Origin of the sequence: Microbacterium sp. NPDC079356 (assembly GCF_049545465.1) — a bacterium.
Taxonomy (GTDB): domain Bacteria; phylum Actinomycetota; class Actinomycetes; order Actinomycetales; family Microbacteriaceae; genus Microbacterium; species Microbacterium gawkjiense.
The window spans coordinates 531,998-548,709 of the sequence record NZ_JBMWDN010000001.1 but is presented as its reverse complement, the minus strand read 5'-3'; the positions used below and the strand labels follow the sequence as shown (position 1 = coordinate 548,709).

The window sequence follows — 16,712 nt, the reverse complement described above, 5'->3', positions numbered from 1 at the left end:
AGCACACAGCCTAGAAAGGGAGTGTGCGCATGAGCATCGGAACCGGAATCGTGCTGTTCGTCATCGGGGCCATCCTGGTGTTCGCCGTCAACGTCGACGTCCAGTACGTCAACCTCGACATGATCGGCTACATCCTGATGGCCGCCGGCGCTGTCGTCTTCATCATCGGACTCGTGCTGATGCTGCGGCGGCGTTCCAGCGAGTCGACCGTCCGAACGGTCGACCCTGTTGCGGGGGAGCGGGTCACCCGCTCCGAGACGCGCACGTCGGGAGACGGCACGTACTGACGCGTGACAGACCTCGAAGGCCCGTCCCCCAGGGGGCGGGCCTTCGTCGTGCGGGCGGTCACCGGCGCGGCCGGCGGGGCGGATCCATCCCGAGGTGGATGCGGGTGCGCCGCCGCTCGATGCTGATGAACGTCGCGCCCACGAGCCACAGCGGGATCTGGACGAGGAAGGCGATGCGGAAGGCCTCGAGCCGGTAGGTGTCGGGGGTGCCCGCGCCCTGGAGGTCGAGGACGAGGCCGATCGCGAAGATCGCCAGCAGCGCGGCGAGGAAGCCGCCGGCGTTCGTGACGCCCGTCGCGGTGCTGAGCCGGTGCGACGGATTGTGCGTGCGGGCGTGGTCGAAGGCGATCATCGACGCCGGTCCTCCCATCGCCAGGGCGACGAGGAGGACGATCAGCAGCCAGAGGGGCGCGGGGCCCGGCCACAGGATGACGGCCGACCACGCCGCGAACTGGAAGCCGACGGCCGGCAGGACGAGCGCGCGGGAGCGCCGGTGCGGGACGCGCCGCGAGAGCTCGCCGAGGACGGGGCCGAGGGCCATGCCGGCGAACACGTAGAGCGAGGTGAGGGCGCCCGCCTCGGCGACCGTCCGCCCCTCGCCCGCCGTCAGGTACGGGAAACCCCACAGGAGGATGAACGCCGTGCCCGCGAAGGGGGTCGTGAAGTGGGACCAGAACGCGAGACGGGTGCCCGGATGCGCGAGGGCGGCGCGGATGCCGACGCCGGTGTCGATCGTCGACGTCACGACCCGGATCGCCCCCGTGTCGGTGTCGACGCTGACGTCGCGCGCGAGGTCCGGCGGACGATTGCGCACCAGGGCGAACACGAGGACGGCGAACAGGACGCACAGTCCGGCGATGCCGCCGAAGGTGACCGTCCACGACGTCGCGTGGAGGATCGTCGCGATGGGGATGACGGCGACGAGTTGACCCGCCTGACCCAGGATGCCGGTCAGCTGCACCATGAGCGGTCCGCGCTGCGCGGGGAACCAGGTCGCGACGAGGCGGAGCACGCCGGGGAACACCGCCGCATCCCCCGCACCGAGGAGCATGCGCGCGACGATGGCGACACCGACGCTGGGGGAGAGGGCCATCGTCAGCTGACCGATGGCCATGAGGATCATGCCGGCGGTCATGATCGGACGCGAGCCGAAGCGGTCGAGGAGGATGCCGACGGGGATCTGCATCCCGCCGTAGACGGCCAGCTGGACGACCGCGAACAACGACAGGGTCGCGGCATCCGCCTGGAACCTGTCCGCCGCGTCGACGCCGACCGCGGCGAGCGAGGTGCGGTTGGTGACGGCGAGGACGTACGCGGCGACGCCGGTGCCCCAGATGATCCATGCGCGCACGCTCGGACCGGTTCGACTCACCCCGCCCACGCTACTCTCCGGCGGGCGTACGCTGGCTCCACCCCACCCGGGCGAACGGAGGACGACATGAAGGCCACCATCGGCGACACCGTCATCGCGGAGGCGGACGACGACCAGATCATCCGCATCGAGGGGAACGCCTACTTCCCGCCCTCGTCGGTGAAGGACGGCGTGCTCGTCGAGAGTCCGACCCCGTACACGTGTCCGTGGAAGGGCGAGTGCCAGTACTTCCACATCGAAGCGGGCTCCGAGCGCCTCGCGGACGGCGCCTGGTCGTACCCGAACCCGTACCCGTCGGCGTTCGACCGCGTCGGTGCGGACTTCTCGGGTTACGTCGCCTTCTCGCCGGGGGTCACGGTCGGCGCCTGACGCCGCATCCGCTCACTCGTGCAGCGGGCCGAGCTCGGCGGCGCGGACGAACCGGGCGGTGACGGGATGGGCTGGCCGCCGTCGAACGCGGGCACCGGGAAGGCGGCGACGTCGTCGCCGAGCGCTTCCTTGATGGCCGGATGGCCCCCGGCATCCAGCAGACCCTCCGTGAGATCGCACCGGATCACGAACTGGCCCGCGTGCCGCAACGCGAGTTCATCGACGGCCTCGCGCGCACGCACCGCGAGTCCGGGGGAGATCCGGTCGTCGAGGAGGTGTCGAACGGACCGCGCTCTACCTCGGCGTCGCACCGGGCGACCTGGCGTCGATCATCGACCCCGAGGTGATGATGTTGACCGGATGGACGGCCTGGTCCTCGGCGACGACCTCGTGGATCCCACGAAGGTCGAACTGCAGCGGCGGGCGCCCGCCGGTGCGATGACCGGAGTCGAACTCGGCGTGTCGACCGTTCGCGGCAGTTCGGTCGCCATCGGCATGGCGACCCTCGCGTTCGAACGCTTCCTCGGTGACGTCGGCCTGTCGACGACCCGTCTGCCGCTCGCTCTGTAGCTCGTCGACGCATCCTCAGCGCACTCGGTCGAGGAGAGCGGGGCCGAGCGCTCGCATCATTGAGTTGACATAATGTGCATTATCGGCTGTTTTCGATCGCTCATGAGTGCTGGTGCCATCTCTATCCCCGGGAAACTGCAGGCGCGCGCCCAGACGGCGGGGTGAGGCCACGGTCTCGGAGCGCACGTGCAGTCTCGCGGACGTGCCGGCGAGCGCAGACGTTCAGGACTCGTCCTGGATCGATGCCTCCGGTTCCCAGCGCAGGAGGTCGCCGGGCTGGCACTCCAGCACCTCGCACAGCGCATCCAGGGTGGTGAAGCGCACCGCCTTCGCGCGACCGTTCTTCAGGACGGCGAGGTTGGCCGGCGTGATGCCGATGCGTGCGGCGAGGTCCCCGACGGCCATCTTGCGCCGGGCCAGCATGACGTCGATGTCGACGATGATCGGCATCAGACGACCCCGTCCAGCTCGGTGCGCATCTCGATCGCCTTGCGCAGCAGTGAGCGCATGACGACCACGACGAGCGCGACTCCCCCGGTCGCCACGGCGGCTCCGTAGATCAGGCCGACGACCCCGGGGGCGACGTCTCCGGGCACGAGCAGGGTGGCGAGGCCCGCGGTCAGGACGGCGGCGACCGTGATCGCACCGATGACGATGTCGACGAAGCGGAAAGCACCGACCGAGAACACGGCCTCCGCGGCGGCCATCGAGACGAGCCGCCAGATGCAGACGGCAACGACCTGCAGGCACACGACCCAGAGCGCGAGGATCGAGACGGCGGCCACCCGCCACGCGAGCGGCACGGTCTCGAGGTCCCGCCAGATCGCGGGAAGGATGCCGACCTGCACGAGGAGCGAGCCCACGAGGGACGCCACCAGCGCCGTTCGGAGCGTCAGGATCGTTGCTGTGCTCATCATCGCCTTTCGATCTGTATCTATCGAAAAACGATAGCCTTTCCCCCAGTCCTCCGCAACGGGAGACCCGCCCTAGGCTCGAAGGGTGCTCGCAGTCCTCACGGGATTCCTCGTCATCGGCGTCGCGATCGCCGTGGGATGGCTGATCGGGCGCATCGATCTGCTCGGCCCGACCGGTGGACAGGTGCTCAGCAGGCTGACCTTCTTCGTCCTGAGCCCGTTCTTGCTGTTCGTGGTGCTGTCCCAAGCCGACGTCCGCACGCTCTTCTCGTCGCTGCTCCCGGTCTCGGCGATCGCGGCGGTCGCCATGTTCGCCGTCTACGTGCTCGTCGCGCGCGTTCTCTGGCGGCGCCCGGCCGGCGAGGTGCTCATCGGTGCGCTGTCGGCGGGACAGGTGAACTCGAACAACATCGGCATCCCCCTGTCGCTCTACGTCCTCGGAAGCGCGGCGTTCCCCGCTCCCGTCATCCTGTTCCAGCTCCTGGTGCTCACCCCGATCACGATGGCGATCTTCGAGGCGCTCACCTCCCCCACCGGGCGGCGGCCCTGGCCGATCCTGCGGCGGACGATCACCAACCCGATCGTCGTCGGCTCGCTTCTCGGCACGATGGTGTCGGCCACCGGCATCCCGCTCCCGCCGATCGTCCTCGACCCGCTGCAGCTGGTCGCGAACGCCGCGGTCCCGATCCTGCTGATCAGCTACGGCATCTCGCTCAACGGTCAGCGCGTGCTGGGGACGACGGGACGACGCCGCGACATCCTCCTGGCGAGCGGGCTCAAGCTGCTCGCCATGCCGGCGGTGGCATGGGTCGTGGCGGCGCTGCTGTTCCGCCTCTCCCCCGCCGAGGTCCTCGTCGTCACCGTGCTCGCGGCCCTCCCGACCGCGCAGAACGTCTTCAACTACGCGCAGCGGTACGCGACGGGGAGGACCATCGCGCGCGACACCGTCTTCCTGACGACGATCGGATGCGTCCCCGTGCTGTTCCTCGTGGTGCTGCTGCTGGGGCCTTCGGCCTGAGCGGCCGGCGGTGTCAGGCGCCGAAGGAGCTGGTGTCGCCGATGAGACGCGTGTGGTCGGCCGGGATCGGCTCGACGGCGGCCCGGGCGACTTCGGCGGCGAACTCCGCGACGTTGTAGAGCTTGCCGGCGCTCTCGCGGCGCTCCGCGATCGCTCCGGGGTTCGCACGCTCGAGCAGGGTCGCCGTGATCGTGCCCTCGATCATGTCGCCCGAGACGACGACGAACTCGACGCCCTTCTCGGTCAGGGCCGGGATCCGCTCGCGGAGGGCGTCCTCGCCGGCGCGCTTGGAGCGAGCGACCGGCTCGTACTCGGGCATGGTCGGCGTGGTCTCGATGAAGTGGGCCTGGTGGCTCGTCACGAACACGACCCGGCTGCCTTCGGACATCAGCGGGAGCGCCGCCTCGAGGGCTCCCACCTGGGCGTCGCGGTTGAGCGTCAGTGCGTAGTCCTCGGCCATGCCGCCTTCCATGCCGCCGGAGGCATTGAGCACGAGGATGTCGAGGGAACCGAAGCGTTCCTTCACCGCGGCGAACATCTCCGAGACGGATGCCGGATCCGTGAGGTCCGCACCGACCGTGAGCACATCGACTCCGAGGCCGCGCAGCTCCGTCGCGAGCTTCTCGGCGCGCGGTGCCTTGTTGCGGAAGTTGATGACGACGTTCGCGCCCGCCTGCGCGAGGTAGCGGGCGGTGTCGGCGCCGATCCCGCGGGACGATCCGGTGACGAGGGCGGTCTGGCCGGTCAGGGATGCGGCGGGAACGGGCTGCGACATGGGGACTCCTGCGGGGTGCTCGGCGGGTGCACGAGACGGACGGGACGGGGACGAGCCTATCAATCGGGGGCGGTTCGGCCTGGCCGTCGACCCCGGTTGGTAGGGTGCGAGGACACGCTCACCGAAGGAGCCGACGATGTTCCCCGATCTCATCCAGTACCTGTGGATCGGTTGGCTGGTGCTCGCGGTCCTCTTCGTCATCATCGAGCTGCTCACCCTCGAGTTCACGTTCCTGATGCTCGCCGCCGGCACCCTCATCGGCGGCCTCGGCGCGAACCTCGCCGGAGGGGTGTGGTGGCTCCAGGTGCTCGCCGCCGCCGCGGTGTCGGCGCTCCTCCTCTTCACGATCCGCCCGCTCCTGCTGCGCGCCCTGCATCGCTCCAGCCAGCACGTCCCGACCAACGTCGACGCGCTCACCGGGATGTCGGCGCGGGCGGTCTCGGCGTTCGTGGACGGCGACGGCTCGGTCAAGCTCGACAACGGCGAGACCTGGACCGCCCGTCTGCTCGACGCCACGGCATCCGTCATACCGGGTCAACGTGTGACCGTCACCGCCGTCCGCGGCGCCACCGTCGTGGTGGCACCCGAAGAAGGGAACCCCGCATGACCTTCCCCGCCCGCGTCGACGTCGGCGCGTTCGTCGGCCAGATCTTCGTCGTCGTCCTCCTGGTCGTCGTCGCGATCTTCGTCGTCGTCGTCCTGTTCCGCTCCATCCGGATCATCCCGCAGGCGTACGCGGGTGTCGTGGAGCGGTTGGGTCGCTATCAGCGCACCCTCTCCCCCGGCCTGAACCTCCTCGTTCCCTTCATCGACCGGCTCCTCCCGCTGGTGGACATGCGCGAACAGGTGGTGTCCTTCCCGCCGCAGCCCGTCATCACCGAGGACAACCTGGTCGTCTCCATCGACACGGTCGTCTACTTCCAGGTGACCGACGCACGCGCGGCGACGTACGAGATCAACAACTACCTCGGTGCCGTCGAACAGCTCACGACGACGACGCTCCGCAACGTGGTGGGTGGTCTGAACCTCGAAGAGGCCCTCACCAGCCGCGACAACATCAACACGCAGCTGCGTGTCGTCCTCGACGAGGCGACCGGCAAGTGGGGCATCCGCGTCTCGCGCGTCGAGCTGAAGGCGATCGATCCGCCCGTGTCCATCCAGGACTCCATGGAGAAGCAGATGCGCGCCGAACGCGACCGGCGTGCCGCGATCCTCACCGCCGAGGGGTCCAAGCAGTCCCAGATCCTCGAAGCGGAGGGCCGCCGGCAGGCCGAGATCCTCCGGGCCGAGGGTGACAAGCAGGCAGCCGTCCTCCGCGCCGAGGGCGAGGCCCAGGCGATCCAGTACGTCTTCGACGCGATCCACAAGGGCGACCCCGACGAGAAGCTGCTCGCCTACCAGTACCTGCAGACCCTGCCGAAGATCAGCGAAGGGGCGTCGAACAAGCTCTGGGTCATCCCCAGCGAGTTCACCGATGCCCTCAAGTCATTCAGCACCGCGTTCGGCGGACCCGCCCGGCCGACGGACGGGACGACACCGGCACCATGACGCATCCGTGGTTCCTCGGTGAGGAGGCCCCGCGGGTACTCGCCCATCGCGGGTTCGTGCCGCCGGACTCCGAGCAGGTCGTCGAGAACTCCGTCGCCGCTCTCGCCGCCGCCCGCGCGACCGGCACCGTCTACCTCGAGTCCGACTGCCACGTCACCGCCGATGGCGACGTGATCCTCTTCCACGACGACGATCTGCGACGCGTCACCGGAGACCCCCGCCCCGTCGCGACCGTCCGCACCCGCGAACTCGTCGAGATCATGTCGACGCGCGGCGGCCTCGCCGTGCTGCCTGATGTCCTCGATGCGTTCCCGGACGCGCGGTTCAATCTGGACGTGAAGGCGGATGCCGCGGCCGAACCCGTCGGCAGGCTCACCGCGCGCGAGGCGCACCGCGTGCTCCTCACGAGCTTCTCGGACTCCCGCCGCGCCGCGGCCCTCACCGCGGCTCGCGCGCGCGGTGGCGAGCCGGCGACGTCCGCGGGGTCGCGCACGCTCGCGCGGGTGCTGGCGGCTGTCACGGCCCGACTCCCCCGCCTCGCGGCGCGGCACCTCGAGGGGCTCGACGCGCTCCAGATCCCGGAGCGTCATCGCGGCATCCGGATCCTGTCCCCGCGCCTCATCGACGCCGCGCACGCGGCGGGCGTCGAGGTGCACGTGTGGACCGTCGACGACCCCGCTCGCATGCACCATCTGTGGAACATGGGCGTCGACGGCGTCGTGACCGATCGAACCGATGTCGGCGTCTCGACGAGGGCATCTCGCGTATAACCGGCGGTCCTGGAGATCGGCTGTGAATAGCACACTCGTTGAGGTCTTCTCGGATGATCCGCACAGGTGAGTTCGTTATACCTGAGGACGACGACGAGAGGACCACACAATGGCAGATCGCAGCCTGCGCGGCATGCGTCTCGGCGCTTCGAGCCTACAGAGCGAAGAGGGCGTCGTGTTCGTGGAGCGCACCAACCACACCTACGTCTGCACCCAGTGCGAGCGCGAGACTGTTCTCACGTTCGCGGCAGACGCCGAGGTTCCCGAGGCCTGGGAGTGCCGCACCTGCGGTTCCGAGGCCGTTCGACGCATCGGCGACACGGTCGCCGTGATCGACCACTCCGGTGACAAGGCCGCACGCACCCACTGGGACATGCTGATGGAGCGTCGCACCATCCCCGAGCTCGAGGAGCTCCTGGAGGAGCGGCTCGCTCTGCTGCGCGCCCGTCGCGGCGGCAGCTCGGACAAGCTGAGCGCCTGACCCTCACACTCCAGCGGCGTCGTCCTCTTCGGACGGCGCCGCTTTTGTGCGCCGGCGGGCGAGGATCCCGAGCAGGACGAGCATCGGAAGCGCCGACCACCCCAGCAGCCACTGGAGGGCCGGACCGAGGACGACCGCGGGGGTGAGCCCGGAGCGCAGCGGCACATCGACCAGGAGCGCCCCCGCCGTGTCGGCGGCGAGGCCGTCGATGACGGAGCCGTCCGGGGCGATCACCTGGCTGGTCCCGACGGTGGAGATGTTGACGACCGAGCGGCCCGTCTCGATGGCGCGCATGCGGGCGAAACCGAGCTGCTGAACGTTCTCGTCGGTCCCGCGGAAGTCGGCATTGTTCGTCTGGAACATGTAGACCTCGGCGCCGTCGCGGGCACCGTCCCAGATGACGTCGTCGTAGATCACGTCGAAGCAGATGGCCAGCCCGACGCCGACGCCGTCCACGTCGAAGAAGGGCGGGTTCGTGCCCGGGGTGTACTCACGCTGGATCAACCCGACGAGGTCGGGCGCGAGCGCTTCGAAGAACCATCGGTCGGGGACGTACTCCCCCATCGGGACGGGACGCGTCTTGTCGTGGAGTGCGAGCGGGTTCTCCGCGCCGGCCTGCCACAGCATCGAGGTGTTGTAGATCTTGTCGCCGCGCTCGGTCGCGGCGTTCACCAGGAGCGGCGCGTCGACCTGGGTGGAGAGGTCGTCGAGCGCATCGGCGATGGAGGAGTTGTTGATCGGGTCGGCGTCGACGCCTCCCTCCGGCCACAGCAGGAGGTCGAGGTCCTGGCCGATCAGGGGCTGCGTGGCGGCGAGCTGGGCGCGGAAGACGGCGTAGGGCTCGCGCTGGTCGAAGTACCCCGACGGGCCGTTCCCCTGCACCGCGCCGACACGCATCGTCCCGGCATCCGTCGTCGGGAACTGCGGTACCAGCAGGAGAAGGGCGGCGGCGACGGCCGCGGGCACGGCGAGCCGTACGCGACGCCACACCCGCAGGCGGACGGCCTCGATGACGGCGGCCGTCAGGAAGACCATGACGAAGGTCAGGCCGCTGACGCCGAGCCACGAGGCGAGCTCGGCGAGCGGACCGTCGGACTGACTCATCCCGAGCCGCGCCCACGGGAACCCCGTGTACGGCCACGATCCGACGAACTGCTCGCGCGCCGTCCAGGCGGCGGCCACGAGGGCAGGCAGTGCGGCGACGCGCGCCCACGGGCCGGGCAGCACCTTCGGCAACCATCTGTAGGCCAGCGTGATGGCGATCGCGCCCACGGCATTCAGCACCGTCTCGACCCCGGCGAGGGCGAACCACGGGACCGGGCCGAGGTAGCGGGTGATCCACGCGATGTGCAGCAGGTAGAAGGATGCCGCGAACGCCGCACCGACAGCGACCGCACCCCATGCGGACCGGCCGATGAGCGTCACCAGGGTCATCGCCGCGCCGACGAAGGCGAGCGGCCAGACCCCGATGTCGGGGAAGGCGAGGTCCAGGACGGCGCCGCCGGCGACCGCCACGGGCAGGGCCAGCCAGAGCGGGAGGAGGGGGCGGTCGCGCATGGAGGAAGCCTAGATGAGACCCGCTATGGCGACGCTGAGAAGCCGCCTCACGCCGCGTCGCCGTGACGGGCGGAGTGGTCGAGGTAGATCGCGGCGTTGCGGAGGATCCCCGCCCGCTCCTCCGGGGTGAGGGGGCGACGCACCGTCGCGGGGACTCCCGCGACCAGCGAGCCGTCGGGGATGACGGCGCCCTCGAGCACGACCGCTCCCCCGGCGATGAGGCATCCCGCACCGATGACCGCGCCGGAGAGGATCACCGAGCCCATCCCGACGAGGGTGCCGTCGCCGATGCGGCAGCCGTGGACGACGGCGTTGTGGCCGATCGAGACGTCCTCCCCCACCTCGACGCCGTGTTCGGCGTCGACGTGGACGGCGACGCCGTCCTGCACGTTGCTGCGGGCACCGATCGAGATCGGCGCACTGTCGCCACGGAGGACCGCGTTGTACCAGACACTCGCGCGGTCGCCGAGGGTGACCGCGCCGACCACGCGCGCGCCGGCGGCGACGAAGGCGGTTTCGGCGACCTCGGGGGTCGCCTCCGGGAGGGCGAGCAGGGTGGCCTGGTCGGACACGGTCATCGGGGGTCTCCTCAGGGGGCGATGTGGGTGAGCCGGCCTGCGACCGTCGTCGCGCCCACGCGTGTCGCGCGGAGACCGGGGTCGTCGGCGGCGAGAGGATCGCGGTCGATCAGGGCGAGGTCCGCGGTCAGGCCGGGCTCGAGCGCACTCCCGGTGGCGGAGCCGCCCGCCGTCGACGCCGCGAGCGCGGTCGCCGCGTCGAGACCCTGCTCGGGGCGCCACGGGGCGCGTCCCCCGCGGGTGCGGTGGACGGCGGCCGCCATCGCGGCCCACGGGTCGAGCGGCGACACCGGGGCATCCGATCCGAAGAGCAGATTCGCCCCCGATTCGGCGAGGGCGCGCAGCGGGTACGGCAGCGCGGTCTGCGCCGCCCACACCGAATCGGTCAGGTCCCGGTCGTCGACGGCGTGCTCGGGCTGCACGCTGGCACCGACGCCGAGTCGGGCGAAGCGTGGGATGTCGGCGTGCGCGACGAGCTGAGCGTGCTCGATCGTGCCCGTGGCGCCGGTGAGGGCGAAGGCGTCCAACGCGTGCGAGTTCGCGACGTCGCCGATCGCGTGGATCGCGCAGGAGAGCCCGGCGCCGGTGGCCCGGATCATCAGCTCCACCAACTCGTCGGGAGCCACCGTCAGGACACCCGTGTTGTGCGGATCGTCGGGGTACGGATGCGAGCACGCGGCGGTCCTCGTGCCGAGGGAGCCGTCGGTGATGACCTTCAGGGAGCCCATGCGCACCAGCCCGAGCGGGTCGACGGCGTCGCCGGTGGCCAGTCCGACGGCGATCGCGCGGTCGAGGAGGTCGGGGTACACGCCGAACGAGACGCGCAGGCTGTCGAAGCCGGCATCCAGGCGGCGGGCCCAGGCATCCGCGTTCCACGCCATGTCGAGGTCGACGATGCCCGTCACGCCGCGGGCGGCGGCACGGTCGAGGGCGTCGCGGACGAAGCCGTCCGAGACGGGGGGATCCACGTCGTTGAGCCGGCGCGAGATCTCGAACGCCGGTCCTTCGCGGAGGATGCCGTCCGCGGTCGGGGCGATCGACTCGCGGCGGAACGCGGCGCTGTTCAGCCAGACGCTGTGGACGTCCGCGTTGATGAGATACGTCGGGACCTCGCCGGTGTGCTCGTCCAGCAGACGGAGCGAGGGGGTGTCGGGCCACAGCGCGTCACGGAAGCCGGTGCCGACGCGTCGTCCGTCGTCGAGGACGGGAGAGTGCCCCATGACGGATGCCGCCTGCACCGCATTCGTCACGCCGCCGAGCGGCGTCCGCTGCGCGACAAGGGCCCACTGCACGGTGTGGACGTGGTGGTCCCACAGCCCCGGGACGAGCCATCCGCCGTCGCCCTCGACGACGACACCACGGCGGGGCAGCGCACCGGCCGGGGCGATGTCCGTGATGACGCCGCCGCGCAGGTGCACGTCGACCGGCGCGTCGCCGAACGGGTCGACCCGCCCGGCGCCGGTCAACCGGACGCCGGCGATGACGTCGACCTGTTCGCCGCGCGACGCCGTCACGAGCGTGCCGCCCGGATCGCGTCGTGGGCGCGTCGCATCTCGTCGGCCAGACGCGGATCGGCATACGGGCTGTCACCGGCGTCGAGGCGGTCGATGATCGTGTCGACGACCTCGTCGGGACGGTTCTGGCTGAGCTTGCGCTTAGCCGTCACGTGCGTCGGAGTCAGTCGGAAGCCGACCGTGCCCTTCTCCAGCCGGCGCACGAACTCGTCGTCGTTCGGCGCCTCCCACATGCGGCGCGGCTGCGGCATCGACCCCTCGAACCGGTCGACGAGACGGTCGAGGACAGCGAGGTTCTCCTCCGCCGAGAGGATCTCGGGTACACCGCGCAGGTGCACCGAGACGAAGTTCCAGGTGGGGACGGCGGGGCCGTCGCCGTACCAGCCGGGCGAGATGTATCCGTGCGGGCCCTGGACGACGACGAGGATCTCGGCCTCGCCGAGGCCGTGGATGAGATCGTCCGGGCGTCCGACGTGCCCGACGATCGTCAGGTCCTCGCGTGTCGGGTCCAGCAGGACCGCGTAGTGGGACGCCACCAGTCCCGCCTCAGTGTCGCTCACGATCGTGACCCAGGGGTTCTCGTCGATCACGCGGCGGAGCTCGGCGGCATCCGTCATCGTGAAACTCGGGTTCTGCCTCACCGTGCGCCCTTCCCGTCCCGGATCATGCCTGGCACCGCGGGCACCAGTACAGCTTCCGCGCGGCCATCTCCTCGAGGACGATCGCCGTGCCGCACACACGGCATGGGAGCCCTGCGCGGTGATAGACCCAGTGGCGGTCGTCGCGGTGCGCCATGGCACGGCGGTACGCCTCCGGGTCGAGGTCGTCCATCGTCATCATCTGGCCGGTCTCGACACCGATCGCGAGCAGGCGCACCCAGTCCTGCCACAGAACCCGCACCGTCTCCTCGGGCACGTCGCGCGCCGGCGTGTGAGGGTTGAGGTTTGCGCGGAAGAGCAGCTCGGCCCGATAGACGTTCCCGATCCCGCTCACGACCTTCTGATCCATCAGCACCTGGCCGATGGGCGTCGGCTTGCGCCGGACGGCGGCGACGAAACGCTCCTCGCCCTCCGCCACGTCGTCCACCAACGGGTCGGGTCCGAGTGCGGCGACGGTGGCGAGCATCTCGTCCACGGTCTGCAGCTCGCACGCTGTGGGGCCGCGCAGGTCCGCGGAGGTCGACGCGGTCAGCAGTCGCAGGCGCACCTGCCCGACGACGGGCGGCGGCCACTCGGCATCCGTCGTCTCGTCGAGTCCGCGGGTCTGCTCGCTCATCCGCACCGCGCCGCGCATGCGACGGGGCGCTCCGATCGACGACAGCGAGTTCTCGCCCGCGTCGTCGTAGACCGGATCGACCCCGCGCTGGTTCGTCTGCCCCATCCGTCCGTTCGCCGACGCGATCGTGGGGTCGAGGAGGATCTCACCCGCGAAGTCCCACGCGCCGTAGATCCCGAGGTGCACCCGCAGCCACACGTCAGCATCGAACTCGAGGAACATCTGCTTGCCGACCGCGCGCACCTGCGTGGGGGTCCGGCCGTCGAGGACGGCGGCGCCCTCCGCGAAACGTCCCTGCGGGCTCGAGGCGGCGACCGGGCGGCCGACGAAGTTGCGGTCGAACTGACGGGCGATGCGATGGACGGAATGACCCTCGGGCATCAGCCCGCTTCCGGGTCGAAGGTCTCCGAGGCGTCGAGCACGTCGGGCTTCGCGGCGCGCGGATCGGCCTCGAGGGTGCCGTCCGTCTCGTACGCCGCGAGCTGCGCGATGCGACGCGCGTGACGCTCCTCCCCCGGGAACGGGGTCGCGATGAAGCGGTCGATGAACCCGACCGCCTCGTCGAACGTGTGCTGGCGCGCGCCGATCGCGATGACGTTGGCGTCGTTGTGCTCGCGCGCGAGTTCGGCCGTCGCGATGTTCCACACGAGGGCCGCGCGGATGCCGCGCACCTTGTTCGCGGCGATCTGCTCGCCGTTGCCGGAACCGCCGAACACGACACCGAGCGTCGGGATGCCGCGCGCCTGGTCCTCGGCGACCGCCTGGGCGGCGCGGATGCAGAAGGCCGGGTAGTCGTCGAGGGGGTCGTAGGTGACGGGACCGTGGTCGACGACGTCGTGACCGGCTTCGGCCAGGTGGTGCTGCAGGCGGGTCGAGAACTCCATGCCCGCGTGATCGGTCGCGATGTGGATGCGCATGTGACGATTCTAGGGAGGCGGATCCCCCGTTCCGGCGAGTCGTCGGCGTAGGCTGGGACGGTTGCCGTCGGCGCCAGCAGCGCCTGTCCACGGCACCCCACCCTCACCCCTGGGAGACACGAACGTGCCTGGAGAGAACCTCACCCGCATCGAAGCGCAGGAGCGCCGCGCGACCGTCGAGACGCACGCGTACGACGTCGCCCTCGATCTGACCACCGGTGACGAGGTCTTCGCGTCGCGGAGCGTCATCCGCTTCGCCGCCACCGCCGGCGCGTCGACCTTCGTCGACCTGATCGCCCGCACCGTCCGCGAGATCACGCTCAACGGTCGCTCGCTCGACCCCGCCGCGGTGTACGCCGATTCGCGCATCGCGCTCGAGGGACTCACCGACGAGAACGAGCTCGTCGTCGTCGCCGACTGCGAGTACACGAACACTGGGGAGGGCCTGCACCGCTTCGTCGACCCCGTCGACGGCGAGGTCTACCTCTACACGCAGTTCGAGGTGCCGGACTCGCGTCGCGTCTTCGCGGTCTTCGAGCAGCCCGACCTGAAGGCCACGTTCCGCTTCACCGTGACGGCTCCCGACGCGTGGAAGGTGGTCTCCAACTCCCCTACCCCCGAGCCGCAGCCCGCGGGTGAGGGCCTCGCGACCTGGTCGTTCGAGCCGACGCCGCGCATCTCGTCGTACATCACGGCCCTCGTCGCCGGTCCGTACGAGCAGGTGTTCTCGGAGCTCACGAGCTCGGACGGGCGCACGATCCCGCTCGGCGTCTACGCGCGCAAGAGCCTGTGGCAGTACCTCGACGCCGACTACGTCTTCGAGAAGACCCGCCAGGGCTTCGCCTACTTCGAGGACAAGTTCGGCGTCCCCTACCCGTTCGCGAAGTACGACCAGCTGTTCGTGCCCGAGTTCAACGCGGGCGCCATGGAGAACGCCGGCGCCGTCACCTTCACCGAGACCTACGTGTTCCGCTCGAAGGTGACGGATGCCGTCAAGGAGCGCCGCGTCGTCACGATCCTCCACGAGCTCGCGCACATGTGGTTCGGCGACCTCGTCACCATGAAGTGGTGGAACGACCTCTGGCTGAACGAATCGTTCGCCGAGTGGGCGTCGACCATCGCCACGGCGGAGGCGACGGAGTGGACCGAGGCGTGGACGACGTTCAACGCCATGGAGAAGACCTGGGCGTACCGTCAGGACCAGCTCCCCTCGACGCACCCCGTTTTCGCCGAGATCAACGATCTCGAGGACGTGCAGGTCAACTTCGACGGCATCACGTACGCCAAGGGCGGATCCGTCCTCAAGCAGCTCGCCGCCTGGGTGGGCATCGAGGCGTTCTTCGCCGGGGTGTCGGCGTACTTCCAGAAGCACGCGTGGGGCAACACCGAGCTCAGCGACCTCCTGGTGGAGCTCGAGAGCACGAGCGGGCGCGAGCTCACCACCTGGTCCAAGAAGTGGCTCGAGACGGCCGGCGTCAACACGCTCGCTCCCGAGATCCGCGTCGACGGTGACGGTGTGATCACGCGCTTCGCGATCGTCCAGACAGCCCCGGCCGACTACCCGACGATCCGCCCGCACCGCCTGGGAGTGGGCTTCTACACGCTGCAGGGCGAGGAGCTCGTCCGGACGCACCACCTCGAGCTCGACGTCGACGGCGACCTCACCGAGGTCCCCGACCTCGTGGGGCACCGGCAGCCGGACCTCGTGCTGCTGAACGACAACGACCTCGCGTACGCCAAGATCCGCCTCGACGAGAAGTCGCTGCGCACCGCCACGGCGCACCTCAGCAAGATCAGCGACCCGCTCGCCCGCTCGCTCGTCTGGGGCGCGGCGTGGGACCAGACGCGCGACGGAGAGGCGTCGGCGACCGAGTACCTCGACCTGGTGCTGCAGAACATCGGCACCGAGACCGAGTCGACCACCGTGCGCACCACTCTCGCCCAGCTGCAGCTCGCCGCGAACTCGTACGTGGACCCGGCGACCCGGGACGCCGCTCGTGAGCGCGTCGCCGAGGGCCTCTGGGCCCTCGCGCAGGATGCCGAGGCCGGCAGCGACAGCCAGCTGCAGTTCGTCACGGCGTACGCGTCGGCGGCATCCACCCCCGCTCAGTGGGAGCGCGTCGCGCAGTTGCGCTCCGGCGCGCAGGAGCTGCCCGGGCTCGAGATCGACGCCGACCTCTCGTGGGCGCTCCTCGTGTCGCTCGCCGCCGGCGGAGTCGTCTCCGCAGCGGAGATCGACGAGGCCCTGGCGGCCGACAACACCGCGAAGGGCGGCGAGTTCGCCGCACAGGCGCGCGCGGCGCTCCCGTCAGTGGAGGCCAAGCGCGCCGCCTGGCAGTCCCTCGTCGACAGCGCCGACCTGCCCAACACCGTGGTGCGTTCGGCCGCGGCCGGATTCGTACACCCCGCGGGCGTGCCTGCGCTCCGCGAGTTCGTCGACGCCTACTTCGACATGCTGCTGCCGGTGTGGGAGTCGCGCACCTACCAGATCGCGCAGTACCTGATCGTGGGGCTGTACCCGGCTCCCCTCGCCGATGCCGCCCTGCGTGACGCCACGCGCGGCTGGCTCGCCGAGCACCGGGACGCGCCCGCTGCCCTCCGACGCCTGGTGAACGAGAACCTCGCCGGCGTCGAGCGTGCCCTCTCCGTGCAGGAGCGCGACCGCCAGGACTGAGCCGCAGGACACACGAGGGGGCGTCGTACCGTGGTACGACGCCCCCTCGTCGATATCGCCCTCACGGGGGACGCGGCGGACGCATCCGGTCCG

General features: G+C 70.4%; 20 protein-coding genes. 9 read left to right on the top strand and 11 right to left on the bottom strand.

The features are described from left to right. The first annotated feature begins 29 nt into the window (after window positions 1–29). Window positions 30–287 carry a DUF6458 family protein gene (locus ACPEH0_RS02805; protein WP_064002034.1) on the top strand — a complete coding sequence of 86 codons (258 nt, stop codon included), beginning with the start codon at window positions 30–32 and terminating at the stop codon, window positions 285–287. Between the two features lie 58 nt (window positions 288–345). Here the strand turns inward: ACPEH0_RS02805 and ACPEH0_RS02800 are convergent, their stop codons facing one another. Next, window positions 346–1,659 carry an MFS transporter gene (locus tag ACPEH0_RS02800; protein ID WP_366213071.1) on the bottom strand — a complete coding sequence of 438 codons (1,314 nt, stop codon included), beginning with the start codon at window positions 1,657–1,659 and terminating at the stop codon, window positions 346–348. Between the two features lie 66 nt (window positions 1,660–1,725). Between ACPEH0_RS02800 and ACPEH0_RS02795 the strand changes: the two genes are divergently transcribed. Continuing rightward, complete coding sequence (locus tag ACPEH0_RS02795; RefSeq protein ID WP_064002032.1) at window positions 1,726–2,028, top strand: DUF427 domain-containing protein; 303 nt, start codon at window positions 1,726–1,728, stop codon at window positions 2,026–2,028. Here the strand turns inward: ACPEH0_RS02795 and ACPEH0_RS02790 are convergent. After that, the gene (locus ACPEH0_RS02790) at window positions 1,989–2,270 is read right to left on the bottom strand and encodes a hypothetical protein (RefSeq protein ID WP_366213072.1); all 282 of its coding nucleotides are present in this window, start codon (window positions 2,268–2,270) and stop codon (window positions 1,989–1,991) included. The two genes, ACPEH0_RS02795 and ACPEH0_RS02790, sit on opposite strands and share 40 nt — an antisense overlap. A 118-nt stretch (window positions 2,271–2,388) precedes the next feature. Here ACPEH0_RS02790 and ACPEH0_RS02785 point away from each other — a divergent pair, with 118 nt between their 5' ends. Beyond that, complete coding sequence (locus ACPEH0_RS02785; RefSeq protein WP_366213073.1) at window positions 2,389–2,598, top strand: hypothetical protein; 210 nt, start codon at window positions 2,389–2,391, stop codon at window positions 2,596–2,598. 222 nt (window positions 2,599–2,820) lie between these two features. Here ACPEH0_RS02785 and ACPEH0_RS02780 read toward each other — a convergent pair whose 3' ends face one another. Together ACPEH0_RS02780 and ACPEH0_RS02775 are read right to left on the bottom strand one after the other, a co-directional pair. Then, the gene (locus ACPEH0_RS02780; RefSeq protein WP_217531867.1) at window positions 2,821–3,048 is read right to left on the bottom strand and encodes a helix-turn-helix domain-containing protein; all 228 of its coding nucleotides are present in this window, start codon (window positions 3,046–3,048) and stop codon (window positions 2,821–2,823) included. Then, a complete protein-coding gene (locus ACPEH0_RS02775) occupies window positions 3,048–3,512 on the bottom strand; it encodes a DUF2975 domain-containing protein (protein WP_423719405.1) in 465 nt (154 codons plus the stop codon). Before ACPEH0_RS02775 ends, ACPEH0_RS02780 begins: the two co-directional genes overlap by 1 nt. Window positions 3,513–3,597: 85 nt before the next feature. On the opposite strand from ACPEH0_RS02775, the gene ACPEH0_RS02770 reads away from it, so the two are divergent. Beyond that, window positions 3,598–4,530, top strand: a complete 933-nt coding sequence (locus tag ACPEH0_RS02770) for an AEC family transporter (RefSeq protein WP_366213076.1) — start codon at window positions 3,598–3,600, stop codon at window positions 4,528–4,530. Between the two features lie 13 nt (window positions 4,531–4,543). Here ACPEH0_RS02770 and ACPEH0_RS02765 read toward each other — a convergent pair whose 3' ends face one another. After that, the gene (locus ACPEH0_RS02765) at window positions 4,544–5,305 is read right to left on the bottom strand and encodes an SDR family oxidoreductase (protein WP_217531861.1); all 762 of its coding nucleotides are present in this window, start codon (window positions 5,303–5,305) and stop codon (window positions 4,544–4,546) included. Window positions 5,306–5,441: 136 nt separating this feature from the next. On the opposite strand from ACPEH0_RS02765, the gene ACPEH0_RS02760 reads away from it, so the two are divergent. The 4 genes from ACPEH0_RS02760 to ACPEH0_RS02745 all read left to right on the top strand — a co-directional run bounded on the left by ACPEH0_RS02760 (window position 5,442) and on the right by ACPEH0_RS02745 (window position 8,104). Continuing rightward, window positions 5,442–5,912 (top strand): NfeD family protein, encoded by a 471-nt coding sequence (locus ACPEH0_RS02760; protein WP_217531859.1) that lies wholly within the window; start codon window positions 5,442–5,444, stop codon window positions 5,910–5,912. Continuing rightward, the gene (locus tag ACPEH0_RS02755) at window positions 5,909–6,853 is read left to right on the top strand and encodes an SPFH domain-containing protein (protein WP_217531858.1); all 945 of its coding nucleotides are present in this window, start codon (window positions 5,909–5,911) and stop codon (window positions 6,851–6,853) included. Before ACPEH0_RS02760 ends, ACPEH0_RS02755 begins: the two co-directional genes overlap by 4 nt. After that, window positions 6,850–7,623: a glycerophosphodiester phosphodiesterase family protein gene (locus ACPEH0_RS02750; protein ID WP_366213077.1), complete on the top strand. Its 774-nt coding sequence runs from the start codon at window positions 6,850–6,852 to the stop codon at window positions 7,621–7,623. The genes ACPEH0_RS02755 and ACPEH0_RS02750 overlap by 4 nt, the downstream gene beginning before the upstream one ends. Window positions 7,624–7,732: 109 nt before the next feature. Beyond that, window positions 7,733–8,104 carry an RNA polymerase-binding protein RbpA gene (locus ACPEH0_RS02745; protein WP_217531854.1) on the top strand — a complete coding sequence of 124 codons (372 nt, stop codon included), beginning with the start codon at window positions 7,733–7,735 and terminating at the stop codon, window positions 8,102–8,104. 3 nt (window positions 8,105–8,107) lie between these two features. Here ACPEH0_RS02745 and lnt read toward each other — a convergent pair whose 3' ends face one another. Genes lnt through ACPEH0_RS02715 form a run of 6 tightly spaced genes read right to left on the bottom strand, consistent with a single transcriptional unit; the run spans window position 8,108 to window position 13,945 of the window. After that, window positions 8,108–9,661, bottom strand: coding sequence for an apolipoprotein N-acyltransferase (gene lnt / locus ACPEH0_RS02740; protein WP_217531852.1), 1,554 nt, complete (start codon window positions 9,659–9,661; stop codon window positions 8,108–8,110). Window positions 9,662–9,708: 47 nt separating this feature from the next. Then, window positions 9,709–10,239 carry a gamma carbonic anhydrase family protein gene (locus ACPEH0_RS02735; RefSeq protein WP_217531850.1) on the bottom strand — a complete coding sequence of 177 codons (531 nt, stop codon included), beginning with the start codon at window positions 10,237–10,239 and terminating at the stop codon, window positions 9,709–9,711. Window positions 10,240–10,250: 11 nt separating this feature from the next. Next, window positions 10,251–11,753, bottom strand: a complete 1,503-nt coding sequence (locus ACPEH0_RS02730) for an amidohydrolase (protein ID WP_217531848.1) — start codon at window positions 11,751–11,753, stop codon at window positions 10,251–10,253. Then, complete coding sequence (locus ACPEH0_RS02725) at window positions 11,750–12,394, bottom strand: FMN-binding negative transcriptional regulator (protein WP_217531846.1); 645 nt, start codon at window positions 12,392–12,394, stop codon at window positions 11,750–11,752. The genes ACPEH0_RS02730 and ACPEH0_RS02725 overlap by 4 nt, the downstream gene beginning before the upstream one ends. 22 nt (window positions 12,395–12,416) lie before the next feature. Continuing rightward, window positions 12,417–13,409 carry an Fpg/Nei family DNA glycosylase gene (locus ACPEH0_RS02720; protein WP_366213078.1) on the bottom strand — a complete coding sequence of 331 codons (993 nt, stop codon included), beginning with the start codon at window positions 13,407–13,409 and terminating at the stop codon, window positions 12,417–12,419. After that, complete coding sequence (locus ACPEH0_RS02715) at window positions 13,409–13,945, bottom strand: ribose-5-phosphate isomerase (protein ID WP_217531842.1); 537 nt, start codon at window positions 13,943–13,945, stop codon at window positions 13,409–13,411. Before ACPEH0_RS02715 ends, ACPEH0_RS02720 begins: the two co-directional genes overlap by 1 nt. Window positions 13,946–14,069: 124 nt before the next feature. Between ACPEH0_RS02715 and pepN the strand changes: the two genes are divergently transcribed. After that, window positions 14,070–16,619 (top strand): aminopeptidase N, encoded by a 2,550-nt coding sequence (pepN, locus tag ACPEH0_RS02710; protein ID WP_359918666.1) that lies wholly within the window; start codon window positions 14,070–14,072, stop codon window positions 16,617–16,619. Window positions 16,620–16,712 lie beyond the last annotated feature (93 nt).